This window comes from Chryseobacterium jejuense (assembly GCF_017877355.1).
GTDB classification, from domain to species: domain Bacteria; phylum Bacteroidota; class Bacteroidia; order Flavobacteriales; family Weeksellaceae; genus Chryseobacterium; species Chryseobacterium jejuense_A.
The window spans coordinates 321,616-340,993 of record NZ_JAGIPR010000001.1 but is presented as its reverse complement, the minus strand read 5'-3'; the positions used below and the strand labels follow the sequence as shown (position 1 = coordinate 340,993).

25 protein-coding genes are annotated in these 19,378 nt (G+C 35.2%); 1 reads left to right on the top strand and 24 read right to left on the bottom strand.

Annotation, left to right across the window (positions count from 1 at the left end):
* The first annotated feature begins 375 nt into the window (after positions 1-375).
* On the top strand, positions 376-1,548 hold the full coding sequence (locus tag J2772_RS01525; protein ID WP_209912679.1) for a DcaP family trimeric outer membrane transporter: 1,173 nt from the start codon (positions 376-378) through the stop codon (positions 1,546-1,548).
* A 255-nt stretch (positions 1,549-1,803) separates the two neighbouring features.
* Here the strand turns inward: J2772_RS01525 and J2772_RS01520 are convergent, their stop codons facing one another.
* The 24 genes from J2772_RS01520 to tpx all read right to left on the bottom strand — a co-directional run bounded on the left by J2772_RS01520 (position 1,804) and on the right by tpx (position 19,248).
* Entirely contained in the window at positions 1,804-2,451 is a 648-nt protein-coding gene (locus tag J2772_RS01520) for a J domain-containing protein (RefSeq protein ID WP_209912677.1), read from the bottom strand.
* 188 nt (positions 2,452-2,639) lie between these two features.
* Positions 2,640-3,287, bottom strand: coding sequence for an alpha/beta hydrolase (locus tag J2772_RS01515; RefSeq protein ID WP_209912675.1), 648 nt, complete (start codon positions 3,285-3,287; stop codon positions 2,640-2,642).
* A gap of 168 nt (positions 3,288-3,455) precedes the next feature.
* Positions 3,456-3,713 carry a hypothetical protein gene (locus tag J2772_RS01510; protein ID WP_209912673.1) on the bottom strand — a complete coding sequence of 86 codons (258 nt, stop codon included), beginning with the start codon at positions 3,711-3,713 and terminating at the stop codon, positions 3,456-3,458.
* A 91-nt stretch (positions 3,714-3,804) separates the two neighbouring features.
* Positions 3,805-4,137 (bottom strand): hypothetical protein, encoded by a 333-nt coding sequence (locus J2772_RS01505; RefSeq protein WP_068943722.1) that lies wholly within the window; start codon positions 4,135-4,137, stop codon positions 3,805-3,807.
* A gap of 11 nt (positions 4,138-4,148) precedes the next feature.
* Positions 4,149-4,703 (bottom strand): RNA polymerase sigma factor, encoded by a 555-nt coding sequence (locus tag J2772_RS01500; protein WP_245365056.1) that lies wholly within the window; start codon positions 4,701-4,703, stop codon positions 4,149-4,151.
* Positions 4,704-5,092: 389 nt separating this feature from the next.
* Positions 5,093-7,099: an alpha/beta hydrolase family protein gene (locus J2772_RS01495; RefSeq protein WP_209912669.1), complete on the bottom strand. Its 2,007-nt coding sequence runs from the start codon at positions 7,097-7,099 to the stop codon at positions 5,093-5,095.
* Between the two features lie 176 nt (positions 7,100-7,275).
* A complete protein-coding gene (locus tag J2772_RS01490; protein WP_209912667.1) occupies positions 7,276-7,734 on the bottom strand; it encodes a hypothetical protein in 459 nt (152 codons plus the stop codon).
* Positions 7,735-7,814: 80 nt separating this feature from the next.
* A complete protein-coding gene (locus tag J2772_RS01485; RefSeq protein ID WP_209912665.1) occupies positions 7,815-8,273 on the bottom strand; it encodes an SRPBCC family protein in 459 nt (152 codons plus the stop codon).
* A 45-nt stretch (positions 8,274-8,318) separates the two neighbouring features.
* A complete protein-coding gene (locus tag J2772_RS01480) occupies positions 8,319-8,747 on the bottom strand; it encodes an SRPBCC domain-containing protein (RefSeq protein WP_209912662.1) in 429 nt (142 codons plus the stop codon).
* A 75-nt stretch (positions 8,748-8,822) separates the two neighbouring features.
* Complete coding sequence (locus J2772_RS01475; RefSeq protein ID WP_209912660.1) at positions 8,823-9,656, bottom strand: SDR family oxidoreductase; 834 nt, start codon at positions 9,654-9,656, stop codon at positions 8,823-8,825.
* A gap of 48 nt (positions 9,657-9,704) precedes the next feature.
* Entirely contained in the window at positions 9,705-10,571 is an 867-nt protein-coding gene (locus J2772_RS01470) for a VOC family protein (protein WP_209912658.1), read from the bottom strand.
* 385 nt (positions 10,572-10,956) lie between these two features.
* Complete coding sequence (locus J2772_RS01465; RefSeq protein WP_245365054.1) at positions 10,957-11,214, bottom strand: DNA-directed RNA polymerase subunit alpha C-terminal domain-containing protein; 258 nt, start codon at positions 11,212-11,214, stop codon at positions 10,957-10,959.
* Between the two features lie 17 nt (positions 11,215-11,231).
* Complete coding sequence (locus tag J2772_RS01460; RefSeq protein WP_209912656.1) at positions 11,232-11,645, bottom strand: SRPBCC family protein; 414 nt, start codon at positions 11,643-11,645, stop codon at positions 11,232-11,234.
* Positions 11,646-11,721: 76 nt separating this feature from the next.
* The gene (locus tag J2772_RS01455) at positions 11,722-12,153 is read right to left on the bottom strand and encodes a VOC family protein (protein WP_045498079.1); all 432 of its coding nucleotides are present in this window, start codon (positions 12,151-12,153) and stop codon (positions 11,722-11,724) included.
* Positions 12,154-12,233: 80 nt separating this feature from the next.
* Positions 12,234-13,019 (bottom strand): alpha/beta fold hydrolase, encoded by a 786-nt coding sequence (locus J2772_RS01450; protein ID WP_209912654.1) that lies wholly within the window; start codon positions 13,017-13,019, stop codon positions 12,234-12,236.
* 2 nt (positions 13,020-13,021) lie between these two features.
* Positions 13,022-13,546, bottom strand: coding sequence for a DinB family protein (locus J2772_RS01445; RefSeq protein WP_209912652.1), 525 nt, complete (start codon positions 13,544-13,546; stop codon positions 13,022-13,024).
* A gap of 109 nt (positions 13,547-13,655) precedes the next feature.
* Positions 13,656-14,117, bottom strand: a complete 462-nt coding sequence (locus J2772_RS01440) for a hypothetical protein (protein WP_209912650.1) — start codon at positions 14,115-14,117, stop codon at positions 13,656-13,658.
* A 27-nt stretch (positions 14,118-14,144) separates the two neighbouring features.
* Positions 14,145-14,555: a VOC family protein gene (locus J2772_RS01435; RefSeq protein WP_209912649.1), complete on the bottom strand. Its 411-nt coding sequence runs from the start codon at positions 14,553-14,555 to the stop codon at positions 14,145-14,147.
* A 77-nt stretch (positions 14,556-14,632) separates the two neighbouring features.
* Positions 14,633-15,223, bottom strand: coding sequence for a Crp/Fnr family transcriptional regulator (locus J2772_RS01430; RefSeq protein WP_209912646.1), 591 nt, complete (start codon positions 15,221-15,223; stop codon positions 14,633-14,635).
* Positions 15,224-15,525: 302 nt separating this feature from the next.
* The gene (locus J2772_RS01425; protein ID WP_209912644.1) at positions 15,526-16,737 is read right to left on the bottom strand and encodes a DUF763 domain-containing protein; all 1,212 of its coding nucleotides are present in this window, start codon (positions 16,735-16,737) and stop codon (positions 15,526-15,528) included.
* Between the two features lie 176 nt (positions 16,738-16,913).
* A complete protein-coding gene (locus J2772_RS01420; RefSeq protein ID WP_209912643.1) occupies positions 16,914-17,261 on the bottom strand; it encodes a VOC family protein in 348 nt (115 codons plus the stop codon).
* Positions 17,262-17,345: 84 nt separating this feature from the next.
* Positions 17,346-18,035, bottom strand: a complete 690-nt coding sequence (locus J2772_RS01415; protein WP_209912641.1) for an alpha/beta hydrolase — start codon at positions 18,033-18,035, stop codon at positions 17,346-17,348.
* Positions 18,036-18,102: 67 nt separating this feature from the next.
* Positions 18,103-18,678 carry a Crp/Fnr family transcriptional regulator gene (locus J2772_RS01410; RefSeq protein WP_209912639.1) on the bottom strand — a complete coding sequence of 192 codons (576 nt, stop codon included), beginning with the start codon at positions 18,676-18,678 and terminating at the stop codon, positions 18,103-18,105.
* A gap of 66 nt (positions 18,679-18,744) precedes the next feature.
* Positions 18,745-19,248 (bottom strand): thiol peroxidase, encoded by a 504-nt coding sequence (gene tpx / locus J2772_RS01405; protein ID WP_209912637.1) that lies wholly within the window; start codon positions 19,246-19,248, stop codon positions 18,745-18,747.
* Positions 19,249-19,378: the final 130 nt, after the last annotated feature.

The following is a 19,378-nucleotide window of genomic DNA, read 5'->3' as shown; positions in this document are numbered from 1 at the left end:
TCAAACAAACATCCCCTCATTCCACCACAGTTCATGTTTAATGAAAATATGTTAAAATTTAACTTATTTAAAATAAAAAAAGCATTAATTTTATAAATATCAATCAATAATATACAGTATTTATTGCCAATAAAAAAGAACTGATCAGGTTTAAAATACTACAATATTTTCAATTCAATTAAAAATATTATAAAAATCATTTTTCAAATAATTTTGTAGCTTCACTTCACACTAAAGAGAATAAAGCTCAATAAATAAAAAAAATTAAAGACACATCCACTTTCATTACCAATCAACAAAAAAAACTAATAATCTTAAAACAACAATATTTATGAGAGAATAATTAAAATCTGCCCATAAAAGACACAATTCACGATGAAGAATGCGTATGCAAGATTTATTCCCTTACTATTTTCAGCTTTGATCTCCTGTACAGAAGTTTCTGCTCAGGTTACCCTCACTACAATCAAAAATGAAAATCAGAGAGAATGGGATCTCTATGCCAAAGGGCTTATACAAACTGATTTTATGCTTGACTTTCAGAATATGAAAGTAAAAGACGGCTTTATTGCCCACTCCATAGAAATTCCTCAACGCAATAGCATCAACCCTAATTTCAGTATAAAACAGTCGCAAATAGGCTTAGGGATAAAACAAAAAACAGAAAATGGTTTATCAGCTTATACAGAGATAGACTTCTATGGAACTAATGGAACTACCGCACCCCGCCTCAGACATGCATATCTCCAATGGAATAAATGGCTTATTGGACACACCTGGAGTAACTTTTCCGATCTCGAAATTGTTCCGGGTATATTTGACTTTGTTCCCCCTAATGGCATGATCTTTACCCGAAGAATCCAACTTCGCTATACGACTACTATTTCCGCAAAAGAAATTTTGTCGATATCCATGGAAGATCTCAATATTCCCAGCATCACCCTTCCTGCCGATTCGCTTGGGTGGAAAAAAAGAGCTATAATCCCTACATTTACAACCATATACCGATATGGAAATAAAAGGAGCTATATTAAAATTGGAGGTATTTTAACTCCTATCAGCTATGATACCAGATCTACTTTTCAGGATTCATATAAAACCAGGACCATAATGGGCTGGGGAGCTTTGGTTTCGGGCAAAATTTATCTTAACGACAATAATATTGTAAGTATTCAAAGTTCTTTTGGAAAGGGTTTTGAGACGAATAACTCTAATTTAAACGAAGAAAAATATGACGCAGTGCCTGATCCGAATGATGGAAATCGATTAAAAACATTATCCATGTTCAATCTTACTGGAATTTATGAGTATTGGTGGAGTCCCAAATGGTACTCTACGGCTTTTATCAGCTATTCAAACCTAGGAAATGAAGATTTTATTTCTAAAGATATGACAAAAAACTTCCAACATATTGGAATGAATATCGCTTTTCATCCTTATAAAAAAATGAGAATAGGTATAGAAGGCAGCTATGGAAGAAGACAGAATTTTGCCAACTTAGAGGCTCAGGCCTGGAGAATTCAATGGTCTACTTCTGTGAGTTTTTAGGGGTAATGAGAAGCGAAGTGCTAAGGTAAATATTCTATTCATCAGGTTTAAAGAATTTTATGAAATTTTATTAATTATATTTATTCTAAATTAATATATTTGCACCATGAATATGATTGTCCCGTTTAAAGTTCCGCCTTTGGCTCCTGTATATGCATTCAAAAATGAAGAGATGTTCTGTGAAAAGAAATCTTGCTGCAAGAAATTCAAGAAGGGGAAAAGATGTAAAAAGTGTCCAGGAAGGAAGAAAATGGCTTAAATAATTTCCCTTATCAGGAAATATAAAGCAACTGCCAAAATAATAACTCCCCAAAACAGCATAATAATTTTAGGCTGACCGGTTTTGTTCATTACTGTTCTAGGTTGTGGCTTAAACATTTCATCCACTGTATTTTTGAATTTCTCAGTATCATTTTCAAAAACCTCAGTGATCGTAATTCCCTGAACTACGGTTTTATGCAATAGAGAGTTTGTTGCATGAAGTAATAACTGGAATTTCCCGTCTTTAAATTCTGTAATCTTAAAGACCCTTTCTCCATAAGGTTTTTCAAGCCCAAAAGGCAGAACCTTCACCACATCAGCATTGCTTGTCTGCCAGCTGATGATAATCTCCTCTCCTTTTTTTGCGTGAATTTTATTGGCTGTAAAAGTTTTTATAGCAGGCGGAATATTATATCTGAAACTTCTCTGATGGCTTTCTAAATTCTGGTCATAGGACTTCCTTCTTGCAGAATCACTCAATGTTTCATACGCTTCCTGAATTTCACGAAAACGGTCTGCAAAAAAATCGTCATTATCATTTTTATCAGGATGATACTTTAGGGATAGTTTTCGATATGCTTTTTTGATGTCTTCATCTGAAGCATCCTGGGATATGCCGAGAAAATAGTAGTAGTCTTTCATTGAGCAACACAAAAATAAGGATTTATTTTTCTTTTTGCTTTGGGTTTATGGTAAAATTGCATCTGTTTCAAAGTTTAATCTAAACTGTTAGAAAAACGCAAGAACGCAGAGAATATTCACAAACAGTGTGTTTTTATCTTTGATAAAATTGTATGCTGCTAAAATATGGCTTCAGTCTGCTTTTCTATCTACTTACTATAAATCCATTCTTTTGTAGGAATAATCCATGCATCAAGAGCTTTGAATAAAAATCCATGATTAAGTCCTGTATTAAGCTCAATCTCTTTATAATTCTTTATATTCGATCTGATGAATCGCTGCTCCTGAGATAAAGGAACATGGCCATCATCTGATTTTTCTGTAATAGAAAGTATTTTTCCATAAAGCCTGAAATCCGGATCTTTCTCCAAAGAATCATCTTTAAAACTAGCCCCAATAAAAACAAATTTCAGTTCCGGATTTTTTTGATAATAGGAAATATATTGTGCAATATAACCACCCTGAGATGTTCCGACAACCGCAATATTTTCAGCTTTAATTCCTTTTTTAATCAGACGATCAATCTGTTTCTTTATTTTTAGAGCATATACTGCAGGATCAGTATGGGGTTTCCTCTTTTCAAAAAGAATAATATTACTACTGTCTTTCAATTGATGAAGAACTTTTTCATACTCCACAATACCATATTTAGGATGCGCTTCATCAAGCGTATGCTCTTCCAGAAATTTATTATGCAGGAAGAAAATATATTGTTTCTGCTTTAATTTAGATTTCTGTCCATACACAATGATAGAGAAAACAGTAAGTATGGTAATAAAAATATTCTTTGAAGCCATTATAATGTTCATTTTAAACAGAAAAACAAATTTAGTATTTAATAATCAGATTTTCTAAGCATTCAGAGTAGCACTCTTCTATTGGAAGATTTAAAATAAAAAATTCGGGCTCGGGAAGCTTTGCTTCCTGAGCCCGAATTAAACAATTTCAATTGAGTATTTTACTTTTTATGCTTCACAGGTATTATCCTTTCTGCAACATCTTGAACTGAATTCTTTTTTGAATTTACCTTTCAGTTCCTGATATTCTTCGTCATTCATTTCTCTGATCTTATCGGCTAATCCGAAAGGGGATTTTTCTTTGATACCGTATTCATCAAAAACACCTCTGATAAATCTTTTTCTTTGTGCTGCCTTTTTAGCGATTAAGGCTATACCTACTACGGCTAACGCTCCAAGAGCTCCTTTTAATGCTGAATTTTTCATTTTTTCAAAATTTTAAATTTTACTACTTCTTGTTTTTTATAGAGACGAATGAATTTCAATTTTACTTTACTACTTCTTTAAAATTTTTAAATTATTCGTTATTTCTGTTGAAGAATCCTCCGGAACATCTGTTTCTCCAGGCTTCTTTAAATTTTTCTTTCTCTTCAGGCGATAGTCCTTCCATTTTCTCTCTCATTTTTCGTTCTTTGAAGTCTCTCATTCCTTTTCCAAAATGAAAACCTCCGAAAAGAATTTTACTTAAGATCAGGATTCCCATCGCTTGCCAGAATGTAATAGATTTTACCCCTAAAATTTCCGGAAGCAGGCAATTCCAAAGCGACATTACAATCCAGGTAACGGCTAAGAGAATTAATGGTGGACATAACAATAAAAAAATCCAGCCTTTTTTGTGTTTATGATTCATAATTTCTTTTTCTAACTTTTTAAATCTTCGTATAATTTTCTCAATCTTTTTCTCAAATGCTTCACAGCATAATTTTTTCTACTGATAATAGTCTTAATGTTCTCTCCCTGTTCATCGGCGATCTCTTGGAGGGTTTTGTCGTTGAGTTCGTTTTCTACGTAGACCAGCCTTTGTTTTTCGGGGAGTTCATCAAGTGCTTCAAACAGTTTTTTCCAGATCTCATCCTGAAACATCTTCACTTCAGGGCCGGCGCTTTCATCCATCAATAAAATATCTTTGATGGAAAAGCTTCCGTCTTCGTCCTCATAGACGAAATCTTCAAGATTTTCTGTTTTCTTTTTACGATAACGGTCTGTAATTTTATTCGCCGTTACCCTGTACAGCCAGCCTCCTACATTTACAATCTCAGAAAGATTGGTAAGACTGCTGAACTGAAACCACACTTCCTGCAGAATATCTTCCGCATCCTCCGTGTTTCTCACTTTGGGACGAATATAAGACATCAATTTTCCTCCGTAGTTGGAAACGGTCTGTGAGATGATGCTTTCTTTATCCTTCTGTGGCATTGTTATTTTTTCGACAACCTCCATACTGACAAGACGGCTATCCTTTTGGTTTTACTTTAATAAATTTAAAATATTTTTCCGGAATTTCGGTTTTTCTTTTATTCATCGGAGTTTTAAATTATTGATGATGAGATTCCACGCTACACTTCGTTCCGCTCTGAATAACAAAAGCGCTTGACAATTTTTTTCATCAATGGAAGATCAAATTTTATCGCAGATAGAATCTTTACGCCTTAAAACATATAGTTTGTCAATATTATTTGCACCATTGGGGTTTTCCAACGCCTAACGAACAACGACCATAAAGATTGCTTCGCTTCGCTCGCAATGACAAAAAAGAAACGGAAGATATCACATCCTCCGTTTCCAAAATTATAAAAATTGCCGATTTATTTTTTATTAAAATTCTCAGCAAAGAATCCTAGCATTGATTTATACAGTTCAATTCTGTTAGGTTCTTTTCCAAATCCGTGCCCTTCGTCATATTTTACCATGTACGGAACTTCAAAACCTTTGGCACGCATCGCTTTTACTATCTGATCAGATTCATTGATGTTTACTCTAGGGTCATTGGCACCCTGTACCACAAATAATGGTTTCTTGATCTTGTCTATTTGGAAAACCGGAGATACTTCTTTAGCAATTTTTGCTTCTTCAGGATTATCCAAATCATACCAGATTTGTTTTACCATTTCTTTATAGGGCTTCCAGTATTCCGGGAAGGAAGAAAAGAAGGTGAAAATATTGGATACACCTACATAATCTACTCCACAGGCATATAAATCCGGAGTTTTAATTAAGCCCATTAAAGTCGCATAACCACCGTGACTTCCTCCATAAATTGCTATTTTATCTTTATCTATCCAACCTTGGCTGATAGCATATTTCACTCCATCTTCTACATCATCCATGGCTTTTCTTCCGATCTGCTTATATCCGGCTTTTTGGAATCCTTTTCCATAACCACCTGATATTCTGAAATTCACCTGAAGTGTTGCATATCCTCTACTTGCAAACAATTGAGTTTCCGGATTGAATCCCCAGTGATCTCTGATGCCCTGTGGACCACCGTGAGGGTTTACAATCAAAGGAACTTTTTTCCCTTCCAATGCTGCTTTAGGAAGGGTAATATATCCACGAATGGTTAATCCATCTCTGCTTTTGAATTCAATAGGTCTCATTTCAGCCATATCTTCTTCTTTCAGCTGTGGCATCAGATTATAAAGAAGTTTTGCTTGTTTGGTTTTAGTATCATACTCGTAGTAAGTTCCATATAGTTTGTCACTTCCCACCACTACCAAAAGTTTATCATTATTATCATCTGATGAAACAATACCAAATTCTTTATCTCCAAACTGGGCCTTTAATTTATCATCAATTTCTTTATAAAATTTACTTACCGGAACTGTTTCTCCTTTTAAGCCTTCATAGCTGATATAGTCCAGTTCATAATTTCTGCTCTTACCTGCCACACTTATGGAGCTTACATCATACACAGGGTTAGCATATACTTCTTTGATAACAGCATTTTTCTTCAGATCATATAACACAATTCTAGCTTTATCGCTATCCAGATTAGTCACTACATACGCTTCATCTTTATTCTTAGAGTTATCATTAAACCTGATAATACTGAAAGTGTCTGACCAGTCTGCGGATTTCAGAAGATTGAATTTCCCAGTCTGTAAATCTTTGTAATAGGTTTTAGTGGTCAGTCCGTTTTCAAGAATATTATAGCCTCTTAAATTACCGTCTTTATCAAAAATATACCCATCAATAGGACTGTTGACATCTTTATTTTCATATAACTGAGTCATTTCTCCCGTTACAAAATTGATTTTAAAAGGTTCGAAGATCTGCTTATTGTTTTTGTTCATTGTAACCACAACGAAATCAGTATCTTTTATCGGAATAATATCGCTTAATGTAATTCCGTCAAATGGTGTTAAATCCTTAAGATTTGTTCCATCTACATCTGCAGCATATAAGTGAATATTCTCATTTCCACCTTTATCCTGAGTATAGAACAAACGACTTTTATTCAACCAGCCATAGGCTTTTATCAGATCATCTTTTTCAACAATGGCTTTGGTAACTTTCCCTGTATTGAGCTCTTTAACATATACATGGTTTTTACTGTCCTTATCTTTTTCCTTATAAGAAAGGTATTTTCCATCAGGAGAAATTTTAAATGCTGAAGCTTTTGGCCTTGCAAAATAGTCTTCCACTTTATATTTGAAGTTTCCTTTATCGTAGGATACCAGTTTCTCAAGATTGGCTTTGGTAGACGGAAGCGTTGGATCTCCCGGAAGTTTACCCGCAGAGTTTTGTGCGTTTATCATAATAGAAGAAAGTACAATATAAGCTGTACCGAAAATTTTGGAATTTAGATTCATGACTTACGTTTTTAAAGTTAAAAAAACAGAACCCCCAATTCAATATTTCAATCAATAAAAAATCAGATTCTTTATAGATAAGACAATTCAAAACTTAAAACGTTACAATATTTAACATTTATTTTGAAAAGTTTCTAAAATAAAAAAGCAGCCTTGAGAGCTGCCTGTATGTTTAATTAATGTAAATAGATTCCGAAATACCAGGTCCATACTATTAAAATAATCTGCATGGGAATTCTTTGAGAGTAAAGATATTGCATTCCCGGGCCGGTGTAATCGGCTTTAAAAATATTTATTTTCTTTTGGGATGATTTGATATTGGCTATAAAAACCAATACATAAAAAAGAATCAGTAAAACGGCTGTTATTTCACGGATGGTGGGAATCATGAGACCTATTCCGGCTGCAATTTCTAAAAGTCCGGTAAAATACACCCAAAACATTTTAGCGGGGATAAAATCGGGAATCATCATTGCCATTCCTTTCTGAAATTTAAAATGGGAAAAACCTGTAAATATGATAAAAACCGCCATACCAAGATTTCCTGAAAATAAAAGATCAGGCTTTCCCTGAACCACCATGGTTCCCAGTAAAGCTAAGATAAATGCACCGAAGAGGATTACTAATAGTTTCATATTTTTTTGAATTGAAAGACAAGAGATTAAGAGATTTAAGACAAGAGACATACATTGCTAACCAGCAACTTTAAATACTTTTACACTGCACTAAGGTTAACTCCTTCCGCCAGATTCTTCACTATCATCAGTCCTTTTGTAAATCCTGTATTCATATGATCCCGCCATTCTTTTTCTACCTGAACTTCCGTATGAAGTTTTGTTTTTCCATCAAGATCAATCAGAAAATATTTTTCAAAACAACCGCTCCATTCCATCACCTCTTTGCTTTGTGTGTCTTCTACTCCGTTTTCAGTCATTCCCAAATGTTTAAAAACAATTTGACGGGGTTCATCCAGACTATCTATGGTAGAAACCATTCCATCTCCTTTTTCATTCAGGAAGTAGGTCTTTCCACCTACCTGCCAATCAGATTTCATGACGGAAGATCCTGCACCAAAGTATTGTGTCCATTGACTATAGGTTTCCGGACTCCAGAGAATGTCCCATACTTTCTGTAAGGGAGCATCTATTATTGTTTCGTACGATAAGGTTTCCATATTTTAAAATTTTTGTGATTGATTATGTGTCAAATGAGCACTTCTTTAAAGCTGATTTTCCGAAAGGTGTTTAACGATATTTATTGCTTTTGGAAATTTTTCTTCAAAAAAAGATTTAAACTCAGCTGGAGTATTAATAGCTATTTTCAATAATGTACCTTCATCATTTTCTTCCAGAAAGTAAGCTTCTGTTGCATCCCCCCATTCCTGAGCAACTTCAATCCCATCATAAATTTCTCCTAAATGCAGAAATTTTATTTCCTGATTGGGAATTACTTTTTCAACCCTGCTGTACATCCCATTGTTTTTGGGATCTAAGAATTTTATGATGTTATTCTCTTCCAATGTTCCTTCATAAAAAGAGCCTTCCGTAAAAGCAGTAGTCCATTGTCTGTAAGTAATATCACCCCAAAGGACACTCCATACTTTTTCTGGTTCTGCATTGATTTCTATTTCGTATGATAATTGTTCCATATTTATATATATTAAGTGGTATGTTTGACTTTGAAAGTTTAAAGGCATTAGAGTATAAAATGTTATGTACAACTTCTAGCCTCCAACAAAATCTCCGCCATTGATATGAATCACTTCGCCTGTGATATAACTGGCATCTTCAGAGGCAAGAAAAACATAAGCCGGGGCTACTTCTGATGGCTGCCCTGCTCTTTTCAAAGGGGTATCTTTCCCAAATGTTGAAAGATTATCAAAAGCTTCTTTTACAAGAGGGGTCCAGATAGGTCCCGGAGCAATTCCGTTAACCAGAATTTTCTTTTCCGCAAGATTACCAGCCAATGATCGGATAAAAGACAAGATGGCCCCTTTTGTGGCAGCATAATCAATCAAATGATCACTTCCACGGTAGGCTGTAACAGAAGTCGTACAGATAATCCTGCCTCCTTTTTTCATTAACGGCAGAAAATTCCGGGTAAAAGAAATCAAGGAAATGATATTGGTATCAAATGTCTCCTGAATCTGTTCGTCCGAAATTTTTACCAAACTGTTTTTTGAAGTGTGAATCCCCGCATTATTAACAAGGATATCAATATCCAACCATGCTTTCTTAACCTTATCAACACACTTAGTCCGGAATGTTTTCAGGGTAAGATCACCTTTGATCAAAAGACATTTTCGTCCTTCTTTTTCTACCAGTTTTTGGGTTTCTTTGGCATCATCGTCACTTTCTTTATAGATAATAGCAACATCTGCACCTTCTCTGGCAAAATGAACGGCCACTGCCTGCCCTATTCCACTGTCTCCTCCGGAAATGACGGCTTTCTTATCCAATAACTTTCGGCTTCCCTGATAGTTATCCCGGATAATTTCCGGAAACAGCCCTTCTTTAGGGACTTTCGACTTAGATTGTGATTTGTTCTGTATTTTCATAAGCAAACCTTTTGTCTAAATAGTATCAAACAGCAAGCCGAAATATTTTTAAGAATTATAAGCGTCTTCTAAATCCTGAATCATAATTTTCTGCATTTCCATCATGGCCTGTACCACTTTATAAGCTTTCTCCTGGTTAGGATCATTCATCAGCTGAATCAGTCTTTTAGGTACAATCTGCCAGCTTAAGCCGTATTTATCTTTCAACCAGCCACACATGCTTTCTCTTCCTCCGTTTGAAGTGAGTGCATTCCAATACGTATCGGTTTGTTGCTGATCATCTGTCATTATTACCAGTGATATTCCTTCATTAAAATCAAACTGGTGATCGTAAGAATTATCCATGCAGAATAATGAGTAGCCATCAACTACAAAGTTGGCATGCTGAACATTTTCTGCCGGCTCCGGGATAGGATGTCCTTCACTTCCGTCACCATATTTCAAAACGTTTCCAATGCTTGAATTAGGGAATGTCTGGGTATAAAGTTCCATCGCTTCTTTGGCTTTTCCATTATTTTCATGAATAAACATCAAAGTTGGAACTATTTTCTGTTCTTGCGGTTTTTCACCTAAAAACAATTGCCAGGTCACTCCATATTTATCCTGAACCCAACCATATTTCTTACTCCAGGAATAAGAGCCAAGCTCCATGAGAGCCAATCCTTCCACCAACAGTTGATCCCAATATTTCTGAACCTCATCTTCCGTATCACAGATCACCATAAAAGAAATAGAAGGATTCTTTTTGAATTGAGGACCGCCATTAAGCAGCATTAATCTCTGCCCAAATAAATCTATGTTCATGACAACCGGAGTATCTGCCGTAACTTCTCCGTCAAAAACTTTACAGTAAAAATCTGCGGATTGTTTAGCATCTCCATCATACCAGAGACATGGGAAAATATCGTTATTCATAAGTTTAAATTTTTTAAGATTTATTTTATAGGCAATTTATTCATAAAATCTGTAGAAAATGTAGAGTCGTGTAAGATTTTTTACATTGAGATTCTTGCGCACTGCTATATTCAGAATCACAAAGACTCTGTTTTTTTATCTCCCGGATTGGGCAGATAATTGAGATTAAAAATCTGCGGAATCTGCGGGAGATTTTCTATGTTGAGATTCTTCATTATGCGTTGCTACATTCAGAAAGACAAAGACAGTGCTTACGCTACCCGACAAGAAAAACTTCTTTAGCAAAGAGAAACATAAAGCAAAAGAAATCTAATGCCCTTGCGTTCAAAGAGAATTATATTCATCTATTGGCAACGACACGATAAAAAATCAAGTCTTTTTACTTTTATGCTTCTTTAAAACACATTTGATGCTCTTTCATATAGTCTCTCAGCTTCATCACTGTATTTTTTCCGAAACCATGTAGCTGTAAGATCTCCTTTTCAGAATAATCCGACAGTTTTTCCAAAGAATTTATTTTTTCTTTCTTCAAGGCTTTTCTTGCAGGCACTGCAATCACTCCAACAAGAAAATCCTCTTCAGGATCATAGCTAACAGCATAAATGGAATTCAAACTCTTTGACATGATAACTAAATTGATCATGGCTATAAAAAATGTTTTTAATGATTCTCAACATACTTGTGGAAATTATTGAGAATAGCATACCAGCCCTCTCTCTGCATTTCCACAGAATTTTGTTTCTCCGGATCGAAAATTTCAATCACTTTTGTGGTATTCTCATCAATCTTATCAAAGATCACCTCTACTTTACGCCCGTCTTCCATGTGATATTTTATAAGTTTGTGAGGGGTTACTTCATCATATATCCCTTCAAAATCAAAGGCGAAGCTTTTATCTTTTGCTTCCATTTTGTTTTTAAACCTTCCACCTACCTTCAGATCGTTTTCAGAACTAGGGCAATGCCAGCTTTCATGGGCAAAATTCCATCTGGTAATATGCTTAGGTTCATTGAAGTAATTCCATACTTTTTCTACCGGTGCTAAAATGGTAATGTCTATTTTAATTGGATCCATAGTTTAATTTTTTTTAATTGAATAAAAGAGCTGCCCGAAAATGGGCATCTCTTTTTATAATTAGTTAAATATAAGATTATTTCCCATATTCTTCATTATAGTTCACCATCCAATGGACGCCATATTTATCCTGAAAACTTCCAAAATAGTCGCCCCAAAACTGATCTTCAATTGGCATTTCTATGTTCCCACCTTCAGAAAGGCCTTTAAAAAGTCTATCAGCTTCTTCTCTTGAATCCGGGAAAATAGAAACATAATTATTATTTCCCACATTTAACTTCTGTCCAAAGCTGGGAACAATATCTGAAGCCATTAAGAGGTCGCCTCCAATGGGTAGTGCAATATGCATTACTCTGTTTTTTTCTTCCTCAGAAAGATTTTCAGTACCGGGAGCATTTCCCATTTTATGAATTTCGCCTACGAATTCACCTCCAAAAACTGATTTGTAAAAATTGAAAGCTTTTTCAGCTGTTCCATCAAAATTTAGATACGGATTTAATTTTGCCATGATTTTTAATTTTAAAATGTTATTTATTATTTTGCTTAAACACAATTGACACGAATCTTAATGTGAAAAAATGAGTGTAATTAGTGATTATGATAATTTAAAAATGTTTCTACTTCTTTGATTGTAAAATTGATCAAATTTTCATTGAGACTTCCATCAAAATCAGCCATCATATAGGTTCCATGAGTTGCCGGAAGAATCATTAATTGTGAACCTTTTACCAATCGCCACATGGCAACGGTATGTTCCGGTTTCATCACGTCTTTATCTCCACTGATGAACAGGGTTGGAGATTCTATAGAACTCAGCACTTCATCGTCCCAGTCTGCAAAGGTTTGCATTCTCTTACTGTCTTTATCGAAAAGGTTTTCCAGTTTAGAAAAGTCAGGATTTAGGTTTAAAAAATTGATTTTGAAAGGCTCAGGCATAGATTCAAAAGTAGCTTCTGCCATCATTTCAAAAAAGCCGTCCATCAGTCCCTCTCTTTTATAAAATGCTGAAGCAACTACCAGCTTTTCTACTATTCTCGGATGACGGTGTGCAATCTGCATTACAGTGTTTCCCCCATTACTGAATCCCCAGAATGAAGCTTTATGAATGGTCAGTTCAGCTAAAAGTGCCGCCACATCATCGGCATCCTGTTCAAATGTTTCAGGAATATCCCGGTGTTCACTTAGACCATGATTCTGGAGATCTATTCCAATGAGCTGAAACTTGTTTTCCAGTCTTTCAATAACCTCTTTATAATCATACAGAATAGAGGAACCACCTCCATGAATTAAAACCAGAGGTTTTCCGGAACCGTAGATTTCATAATACAACTGAATTCCATTGACTCTTTTATATCCTTTTTCTATTGGGTTCATCATTAATAATTAAGGTTTTCATCCACATCATATTTCATTCCAGGATAGTCTAAAATTCTACGCATCAAACCTATTTGACCACAGAGATAATCTTCACGACCAATGCACATTCCTACAAAATTGAGTTTAGTTTCTTTAATGAAAGGAATATTCATCCCTATTTCGAAGATCTCATCTAACTCTTCGTCTGTTATTTCAAACAACTTCTGGTATACTTTTGAAGAAATATCATGAAAGTTTTTCTTTAAATCTGCCAGAGTTGGATAATTTATACTTTCATCCAATGCCTTTCCCTGAAAGAACAAGTCATTATTAGGATCCTGATCCTGAAGACCTAATACCCAACCAAGGCCATAGCGCATATTCACGAAGTTTCCTGCCATCCAAACAATATGATTGGTTTTGTTTTCAATTCTTTTCAGGGCGTCTTCTTCCGAAATGCCATCCAAAACATTCACAAAGCTTTGGGTATGCATTCTATAAGCCGGAATAATGAGCTCCATTCTTTTTGATTTTGGTGTGTTCATTATTTTATTTTTTTAGTTAAAATCTAGATATTTTGCGTTTCCCAACAACCCTATCATTTATTTTCTTTCGCTGATTTTGCAGATTTAGCAGATTTTCATGCTTAACAGTTTATTTTATTGCTCCTGGTTTTCCCAAAATTCTTCGGAGATAACCCAATTGTCCTGCGTGGTAAATTTCATGAAGACAAAGAGTTGAAATATCGTTAACATTTTCTGCATTAAAATATTCAAGCATATCCAGTTTTGCTTGCAGTTTATCCTGAGATTGTTGGAGATATAATTTTAATTCTTCAAAATTGACAAACTCATCTTTTCTTTCCCAGGCGATTTCCCCTCTATTGTAACATGAAAATTTTTCACTGTCCCAAATGGATTCTTCGCCCAGAATATTCAATAATGGATTTCTGATGTAAATCAAATGCCCAAGAATCCAGTTCATACAATTGGCTTCGTTATTAGGAAAGATCATTGATTCTTCATGAGTAATGCCTTCCGTATTTAGTGTCACAATCTTGATGGTGCTGGAGATTTGGTTTTTCACCAATTCTATCTCATTTGATTTTGTTTCCATATCTCATGTGATATTTTGATTAATAAACTATTCTGTAGGTAATTTAGAAAGATCTGCATGCATTACTTCCCACTGATGTCCGTTTAAATCCGCGAAGGCACTTTGATACATCCAACCGTGGTCCATAGGCTCGCTGTATTTGGAACCACCATTTTCAATGGCAGCTGTTACCATCTGATCTACTTCCGCTCTACTTTCTACTCCAATGGCAAGAAGTACCTGAGTTGTATCTCCTTTGGCAAAAGGTCTGTTGGTAAAGGTTTGAAAAAATTCTTCTTTCAGAAACATGGTGTAGATATGATCTTCTTTCATCACTACACACACTGCTTTATCATCCGAAAACTGCTCGTTAATGGAAAAACCAAGTGTTGTCCAGAATGCTCTTGTTTTTTGTACGTCTTTTACAGGTAAATTGACATAGATCTGATTGATTTTCATTTTGTATAATTTTGGTGTTAAACTTTTAACCAAAATTACCAAGGTATGATGAAAATCTACTTGCCATAGGGCAAGATTTAAATTTTCTTGGGATGGGAGACTAATTCTTTACGGATTCTGCTTAAGGAAGTGTCTGTTACTCCAAGGTAAGAGGCAATCTGTTTTAATGGAGCAAACTGTATGACTTTAGATTTCTGTTCCAAGAGATTCAGATATCTTCTGGTAGCAGATAAAGTGAACATTTCTACGGACCTTTGCTTATAATCGAAAAGCTCTTTAGACATCCATGCTCTTCCCCATTCTCTAAGATTCGGGATTTTGTGGAACAGTTCCTGAAAAGTATCATAATCCAGTTTCCAGCATTCGCAGTCTGTGATACAAACAATATTTTCCTGTGTTGGAACCCTCTGAAACATAGATAAGACCTCAATAATCACTTCATTTTCTACGAAAAAATGGGTAGTTACTTCATTTCCATTAAAATCATTGACAAATGATCGGGCCAGCCCACTATCCAGAATATAGTATTCATTGGCCATTTTGCCTTCTTCAAGAATAAAATCCCCTTTTTGAAAGGATATTTTTTCATGGGCCTGAAATATTTCATCAAGCTCTTCCTGAAGAAAAAAAGGAAAATCGTAGCATATTTCGAGGGATTTGTGAGTCATTTGGTCATTTTTTTAAGACTTTAAAAATAAAATTTTTAATTGAATTAAAGGTAATAATTATTAAACAATATCATATTACAGGGATTTAATATCACATATTTCACTGAATTTATGATCACTTAATAAAAGTAAATAATTAAACAGAGACTTGATTAAGGGAGGAAACCACCCTGTCAAAAATTCTTTAAATTTTTGTCACCCCTACGGAGGAGAGGAATGGTTATACAGATATTTATTGTTATTGTTGGAAAAGTTAAGATTTTGGGAGAAAACTATTACGGAGCTTGATTTATATTTTCCTATTAAAATAAAGATAGCTGGATAGGTTTAGGCGGAGCCGGTTTCTGAGCATCACCCATAACCGTTTTTCCTCCAAACCGCCATGAATTCTGACGTTCTTCTTCAATAACCTCCTGAATATCAAAATCCGGACTAAAATCTTTTTCAGCTCTGGCTACCATCTGATGAAGTTTATTTAAGGTATTTAACTTATCTGAGTTTCCAAGTTTTGACTTTTCGATTCCTTTTCTGAGAATACTGATGCTTTCATCATATACATTGATTGGAACTGGGAATGGATGTCCGTCTTTCCCTCCATGTGCAAAAGAAAACCTTGCAGGATCGCTAAATCTCGACGGGGCTCCATGAATAACTTCACTTACCAAAGCCAGAGACTGCATGGTTCTCGGTCCAACTCCTTCCAGCATCAGTAAATCTTCAAAATTCTGAGGCTGCTGTTCACGGGTGATATATAAAAGAGCTCCCAACCGTTTAAGATCCACATCGGAAGCCTGTACATCATGATGGGCAGGAAGTATTAATCTTGAAAAATCTTTCATAACCTCTATGGAATCTGTGTGTGAAATATCCAGAATTCCTTTCCGGTTCTCTGCTGCCTCGGAATCGGTAAGATTTAAAATACGCCCTCTTGAAATCCCATTAATTCCGGTATGCGGTTCTTCTACAAATGAAGTTATATTTTCAGAATGCCAATGATAGCGTCTTGCTGTTCCATCCGAGTCATGCATTCCTTGTTGAATAACGCTCCAGTTTCCATTATCGGACAAAATAAAATTATGCAGATACAATTGATATCCATCCTGAATGGCTGTGTTATCAACTTTAGCAGAAAGTTTACTGGCTCTTACTAATTCGTTTCCATCCAAACCTGTTTTCTCAGCAATCTGAATGAGTTCTGATGGTGTTTCTCTTGAAAATTTCCCTTTTCCACCACAAATATAAAGTCCCAGTGATTGGGAATTGGGATTAATGGAACGTTTCAAAGCTCCCATTACTGAAGTGGTTATTCCCGAGGAATGCCAGTCCATGCCCATTACTGCTCCAAAACTTTGAAACCAAAACGGATCAGCCAGCCTACGAAGCACTTCATCTTTACCATAATCTGTCAGGATAGCCTCAACAATAGAAAGACCAAGAACAGACATACGTTCATACAGCCATGGCGGTACTTTGCCATAGTGAAGGGGTAAATCTGCGGTGCCTGAACGTTTCATTTTTCAATTTTGGAAGAACAAAGTTAGGCTTAATATTCCAAATGAATGCTGAATACAATACAATGAAGAATCTCAAACAATTAATTCTTAATAAGATTCTTCCTTCGCCAGAATGACAAAGGCCAAGTTATACGGCTTATGAGACCATCATTTCTATTGAATAATGTGTGTTGTGTTTATTGATGGGAAAGAATATTAATTAATTTTCCAAACGGATCTTTTACAAAAAACCTGCGGACACCCCAATCTTCATTGGTGATTTCATAGGTAATTTCAAAGCCGGCTTGCTTCATTTTATCATAGATTTCATCCACATTATCTACTTCAATGGATAAATCCGGAACTTCGGTGTTATTTCCACCCTGTTCTGCAAAACTAATCTGTACTCTTGCTTCTTCATAAGTTCCAAGGGTTTTAATCCAGCCATGATCCATCAAAATATCAAGTTCTAAAATATTCTGATAAAAGAGGTTCCCTTTTGTAAGGTCATTCGTTTTTATATTGGCTACGATTCTTTTTACCATTTTGATCTTTATTAATAAAAAAAGCTCTGTGAAAATACTTAAAATTTTCAAGAGCCTTATATGTATTTATGATTAATTTATATTTTAAAGTGAAGATGCTGCTTCTAAAATCAATTTTGTAACTTCTTCAGGATGTGAAGCTAACGAGGCATGCCCGGCATCCAATGTAATGATTTTTTTAGGCTGCATACGTTCTGCCATTTCTTTTTCCGTTTCAGCCGGAATCATACGGTCTTTAGATGAAATCTGGTACCAGCTTGGTTTTGTTTTCCATGCCGGTTCTCCTGCAACATCTCCGAAACACTGCCCATGGATAGGTTTTTGAGACAATGCCATTACCAACGCTTTTTCATCATCCAGATCCTGACTGAAGGCGGATTTAAACTCATCGTATTTGATCCATAAAAAACCTTTATTATCAGGGTAAATACTTGCTCCGCCCGGAGATTCTCTTCTTCCTAAAAGAGATCCTAAACTATCACCGGTATCAGGAGCAAAAGCAGCAATATAAACCAATCCAACTACTTTATCATGATGTCCGGCTCCTGAAATCACTGCTCCGCCATAAGAATGTCCTACTAAAAGAACTTTTCCTTCCTGAGCATCAATCAGATCTTTTGTTTTATCAATATCGTTTTGCAGAGAAGTAAGAGGATTCTGAACACTTCTTACTTTATAGCCAGCTTTCACCAGAGAAGGAATAATGTATTGCCAGTGAGATCCGTCTCCCCAGGCTCCGTGTACCAAAATAACGGTTAAATCTTTTTGTTCCATGATGTTAAGTATTAAATTTTAATAATGTAAAGCTACAACCTAAAACACCTCCGGACGTTAACTTAAGTTAATTTACGATCCTGCTCCGGATCCTGCTTAATGACTGTTCTGTAACCCCCAGATAACTTGCAATATGTTTCTGTGCTATTTTCTGGAAAAGGAGAGGCTGCTTTTTTAAAAGGTTCAGATACCTGTTTTCCGGAGAAAGACATATCAAATCATCAATTCTTTTTTTGGCATCCAGATAAATTTTTTCACTCATCACCCGCCCGAATTTCTGCCAATAAGCTTCTTTCTGATATAGCATCTGCAAATCTTCTTTGCTCAACAGTAAAATCTCACAATTTTCCAGTGCCTGAATGTTCATATTGGATACGGTATCACAAAGTATGCTTTCATAATCGGTAAAAAATTCATTTTCAAAATAAAACCCGAAGTTAATTTCTCTACCCTGGTCATTGATATAAAAGCATCTGATTGTTCCTTTCTTGATAAATCCCAAATATCTGCATTTATCACCTTGCTTCAGAAAAAAATCTGATTTTAAAAGCTGGGTATCCTTAAGAAGGGAATAAAACTCATCAAAATGTTCCTGATCTACCTGAAAGAGTTCTCCGTATTTTTCGTAGTGGTTTAAGATCATATATTTGGGATTCAAAAAAAGCCTTGCAAATCAGTTTCACAAGGCTTTTTACAAAGATTATTTCTACTATTTGTTCAATGCTGCTAATGCTGCATCGTAGTTAGGTTCGTTAGCAATTTCTGAAACCTGCTCAGTATAAATCACTTTATTATTTTCATCTGTAACAATTACTGCACGGCTTAATAAACCTTTCAATGGAGAATCTGTAATGGTTACTTCATAATCATCTCCAAAGCTGCTTCTGAAGTCTGAAAGAGTTTCAACTTTATCTAATCCTTCTGCTGCACAGAATCTTCCTAATGCAAACGGAAGGTCTTTAGAAACGTTGATTACAACAGTATTATCAAGTTTGGAAGCTTCTTCATTAAATTTTCTGCTTGAAGCTGCACAAGTAGGCGTATCGATACTTGGGAAAATATTGAATACTTTCTTTTTTCCTTCAAAAGTCTCAAGAGTTTTCACGTTTAATCCTGAATCAACCAATGCAAAATCTTTAACAGTGGTTCCTACAGCTGGTAATGTTCCTATTGTGTGTACTTCGTTTCCTTTTAAAGTGATTGTCGTTGACATAATATTTATTTTTTTTGTTTTTCAAATTTAATCAAAAAAGAAAATTTCTCTATGTAATATAAGGTTAAATTAATCTTAAAGTGAAAATAAAAATACTTTAGTCTGGCCATCAGTTTTTTATGCAACTCCC

Excerpts from the sequence above, each read along its gene's own strand:
- J2772_RS01495 (WP_209912669.1), bottom strand. The coding sequence starts at position 7,099 with ATGAATCTAAATTCCAAAATTTTCGGTACAGCTTATATTGTACTTTCT.
- J2772_RS01415 (WP_209912641.1), bottom strand. The coding sequence starts at position 18,035 with ATGGAACAAAAAGATTTAACCGTTATTTTGGTACACGGAGCCTGGGGA.
- J2772_RS01515 (WP_209912675.1), bottom strand. The coding sequence starts at position 3,287 with ATGGCTTCAAAGAATATTTTTATTACCATACTTACTGTTTTCTCTATC.
- J2772_RS01410 (WP_209912639.1), bottom strand. The coding sequence starts at position 18,678 with ATGATCTTAAACCACTACGAAAAATACGGAGAACTCTTTCAGGTAGAT.
- J2772_RS01430 (WP_209912646.1), bottom strand. The coding sequence starts at position 15,223 with ATGACTCACAAATCCCTCGAAATATGCTACGATTTTCCTTTTTTTCTT.
- J2772_RS01425 (WP_209912644.1), bottom strand. The coding sequence starts at position 16,737 with ATGAAACGTTCAGGCACCGCAGATTTACCCCTTCACTATGGCAAAGTA.
- tpx (WP_209912637.1), bottom strand. The coding sequence starts at position 19,248 with ATGTCAACGACAATCACTTTAAAAGGAAACGAAGTACACACAATAGGA.
- J2772_RS01505 (WP_068943722.1), bottom strand. The coding sequence starts at position 4,137 with ATGAATCATAAACACAAAAAAGGCTGGATTTTTTTATTGTTATGTCCA.
- J2772_RS01455 (WP_045498079.1), bottom strand. The coding sequence starts at position 12,153 with ATGGCAAAATTAAATCCGTATCTAAATTTTGATGGAACAGCTGAAAAA.
- J2772_RS01485 (WP_209912665.1), bottom strand. The coding sequence starts at position 8,273 with ATGGAAACCTTATCGTACGAAACAATAATAGATGCTCCCTTACAGAAA.
- J2772_RS01435 (WP_209912649.1), bottom strand. The coding sequence starts at position 14,555 with ATGAAAATCAATCAGATCTATGTCAATTTACCTGTAAAAGACGTACAA.
- J2772_RS01420 (WP_209912643.1), bottom strand. The coding sequence starts at position 17,261 with ATGGTAAAAAGAATCGTAGCCAATATAAAAACGAATGACCTTACAAAA.
- J2772_RS01475 (WP_209912660.1), bottom strand. The coding sequence starts at position 9,656 with ATGAAAATACAGAACAAATCACAATCTAAGTCGAAAGTCCCTAAAGAA.
- J2772_RS01460 (WP_209912656.1), bottom strand. The coding sequence starts at position 11,645 with ATGGATCCAATTAAAATAGACATTACCATTTTAGCACCGGTAGAAAAA.
- J2772_RS01450 (WP_209912654.1), bottom strand. The coding sequence starts at position 13,019 with ATGAACCCAATAGAAAAAGGATATAAAAGAGTCAATGGAATTCAGTTG.
- J2772_RS01440 (WP_209912650.1), bottom strand. The coding sequence starts at position 14,117 with ATGGAAACAAAATCAAATGAGATAGAATTGGTGAAAAACCAAATCTCC.
- J2772_RS01500 (WP_245365056.1), bottom strand. The coding sequence starts at position 4,703 with ATGCCACAGAAGGATAAAGAAAGCATCATCTCACAGACCGTTTCCAAC.
- J2772_RS01465 (WP_245365054.1), bottom strand. The coding sequence starts at position 11,214 with ATGATCAATTTAGTTATCATGTCAAAGAGTTTGAATTCCATTTATGCT.
- J2772_RS01480 (WP_209912662.1), bottom strand. The coding sequence starts at position 8,747 with ATGGAACAATTATCATACGAAATAGAAATCAATGCAGAACCAGAAAAA.
- J2772_RS01490 (WP_209912667.1), bottom strand. The coding sequence starts at position 7,734 with ATGAAACTATTAGTAATCCTCTTCGGTGCATTTATCTTAGCTTTACTG.
- J2772_RS01445 (WP_209912652.1), bottom strand. The coding sequence starts at position 13,546 with ATGAACACACCAAAATCAAAAAGAATGGAGCTCATTATTCCGGCTTAT.
- J2772_RS01510 (WP_209912673.1), bottom strand. The coding sequence starts at position 3,713 with ATGAAAAATTCAGCATTAAAAGGAGCTCTTGGAGCGTTAGCCGTAGTA.
- J2772_RS01525 (WP_209912679.1), top strand. The coding sequence starts at position 376 with ATGAAGAATGCGTATGCAAGATTTATTCCCTTACTATTTTCAGCTTTG.
- J2772_RS01520 (WP_209912677.1), bottom strand. The coding sequence starts at position 2,451 with ATGAAAGACTACTACTATTTTCTCGGCATATCCCAGGATGCTTCAGAT.
- J2772_RS01470 (WP_209912658.1), bottom strand. The coding sequence starts at position 10,571 with ATGAATAACGATATTTTCCCATGTCTCTGGTATGATGGAGATGCTAAA.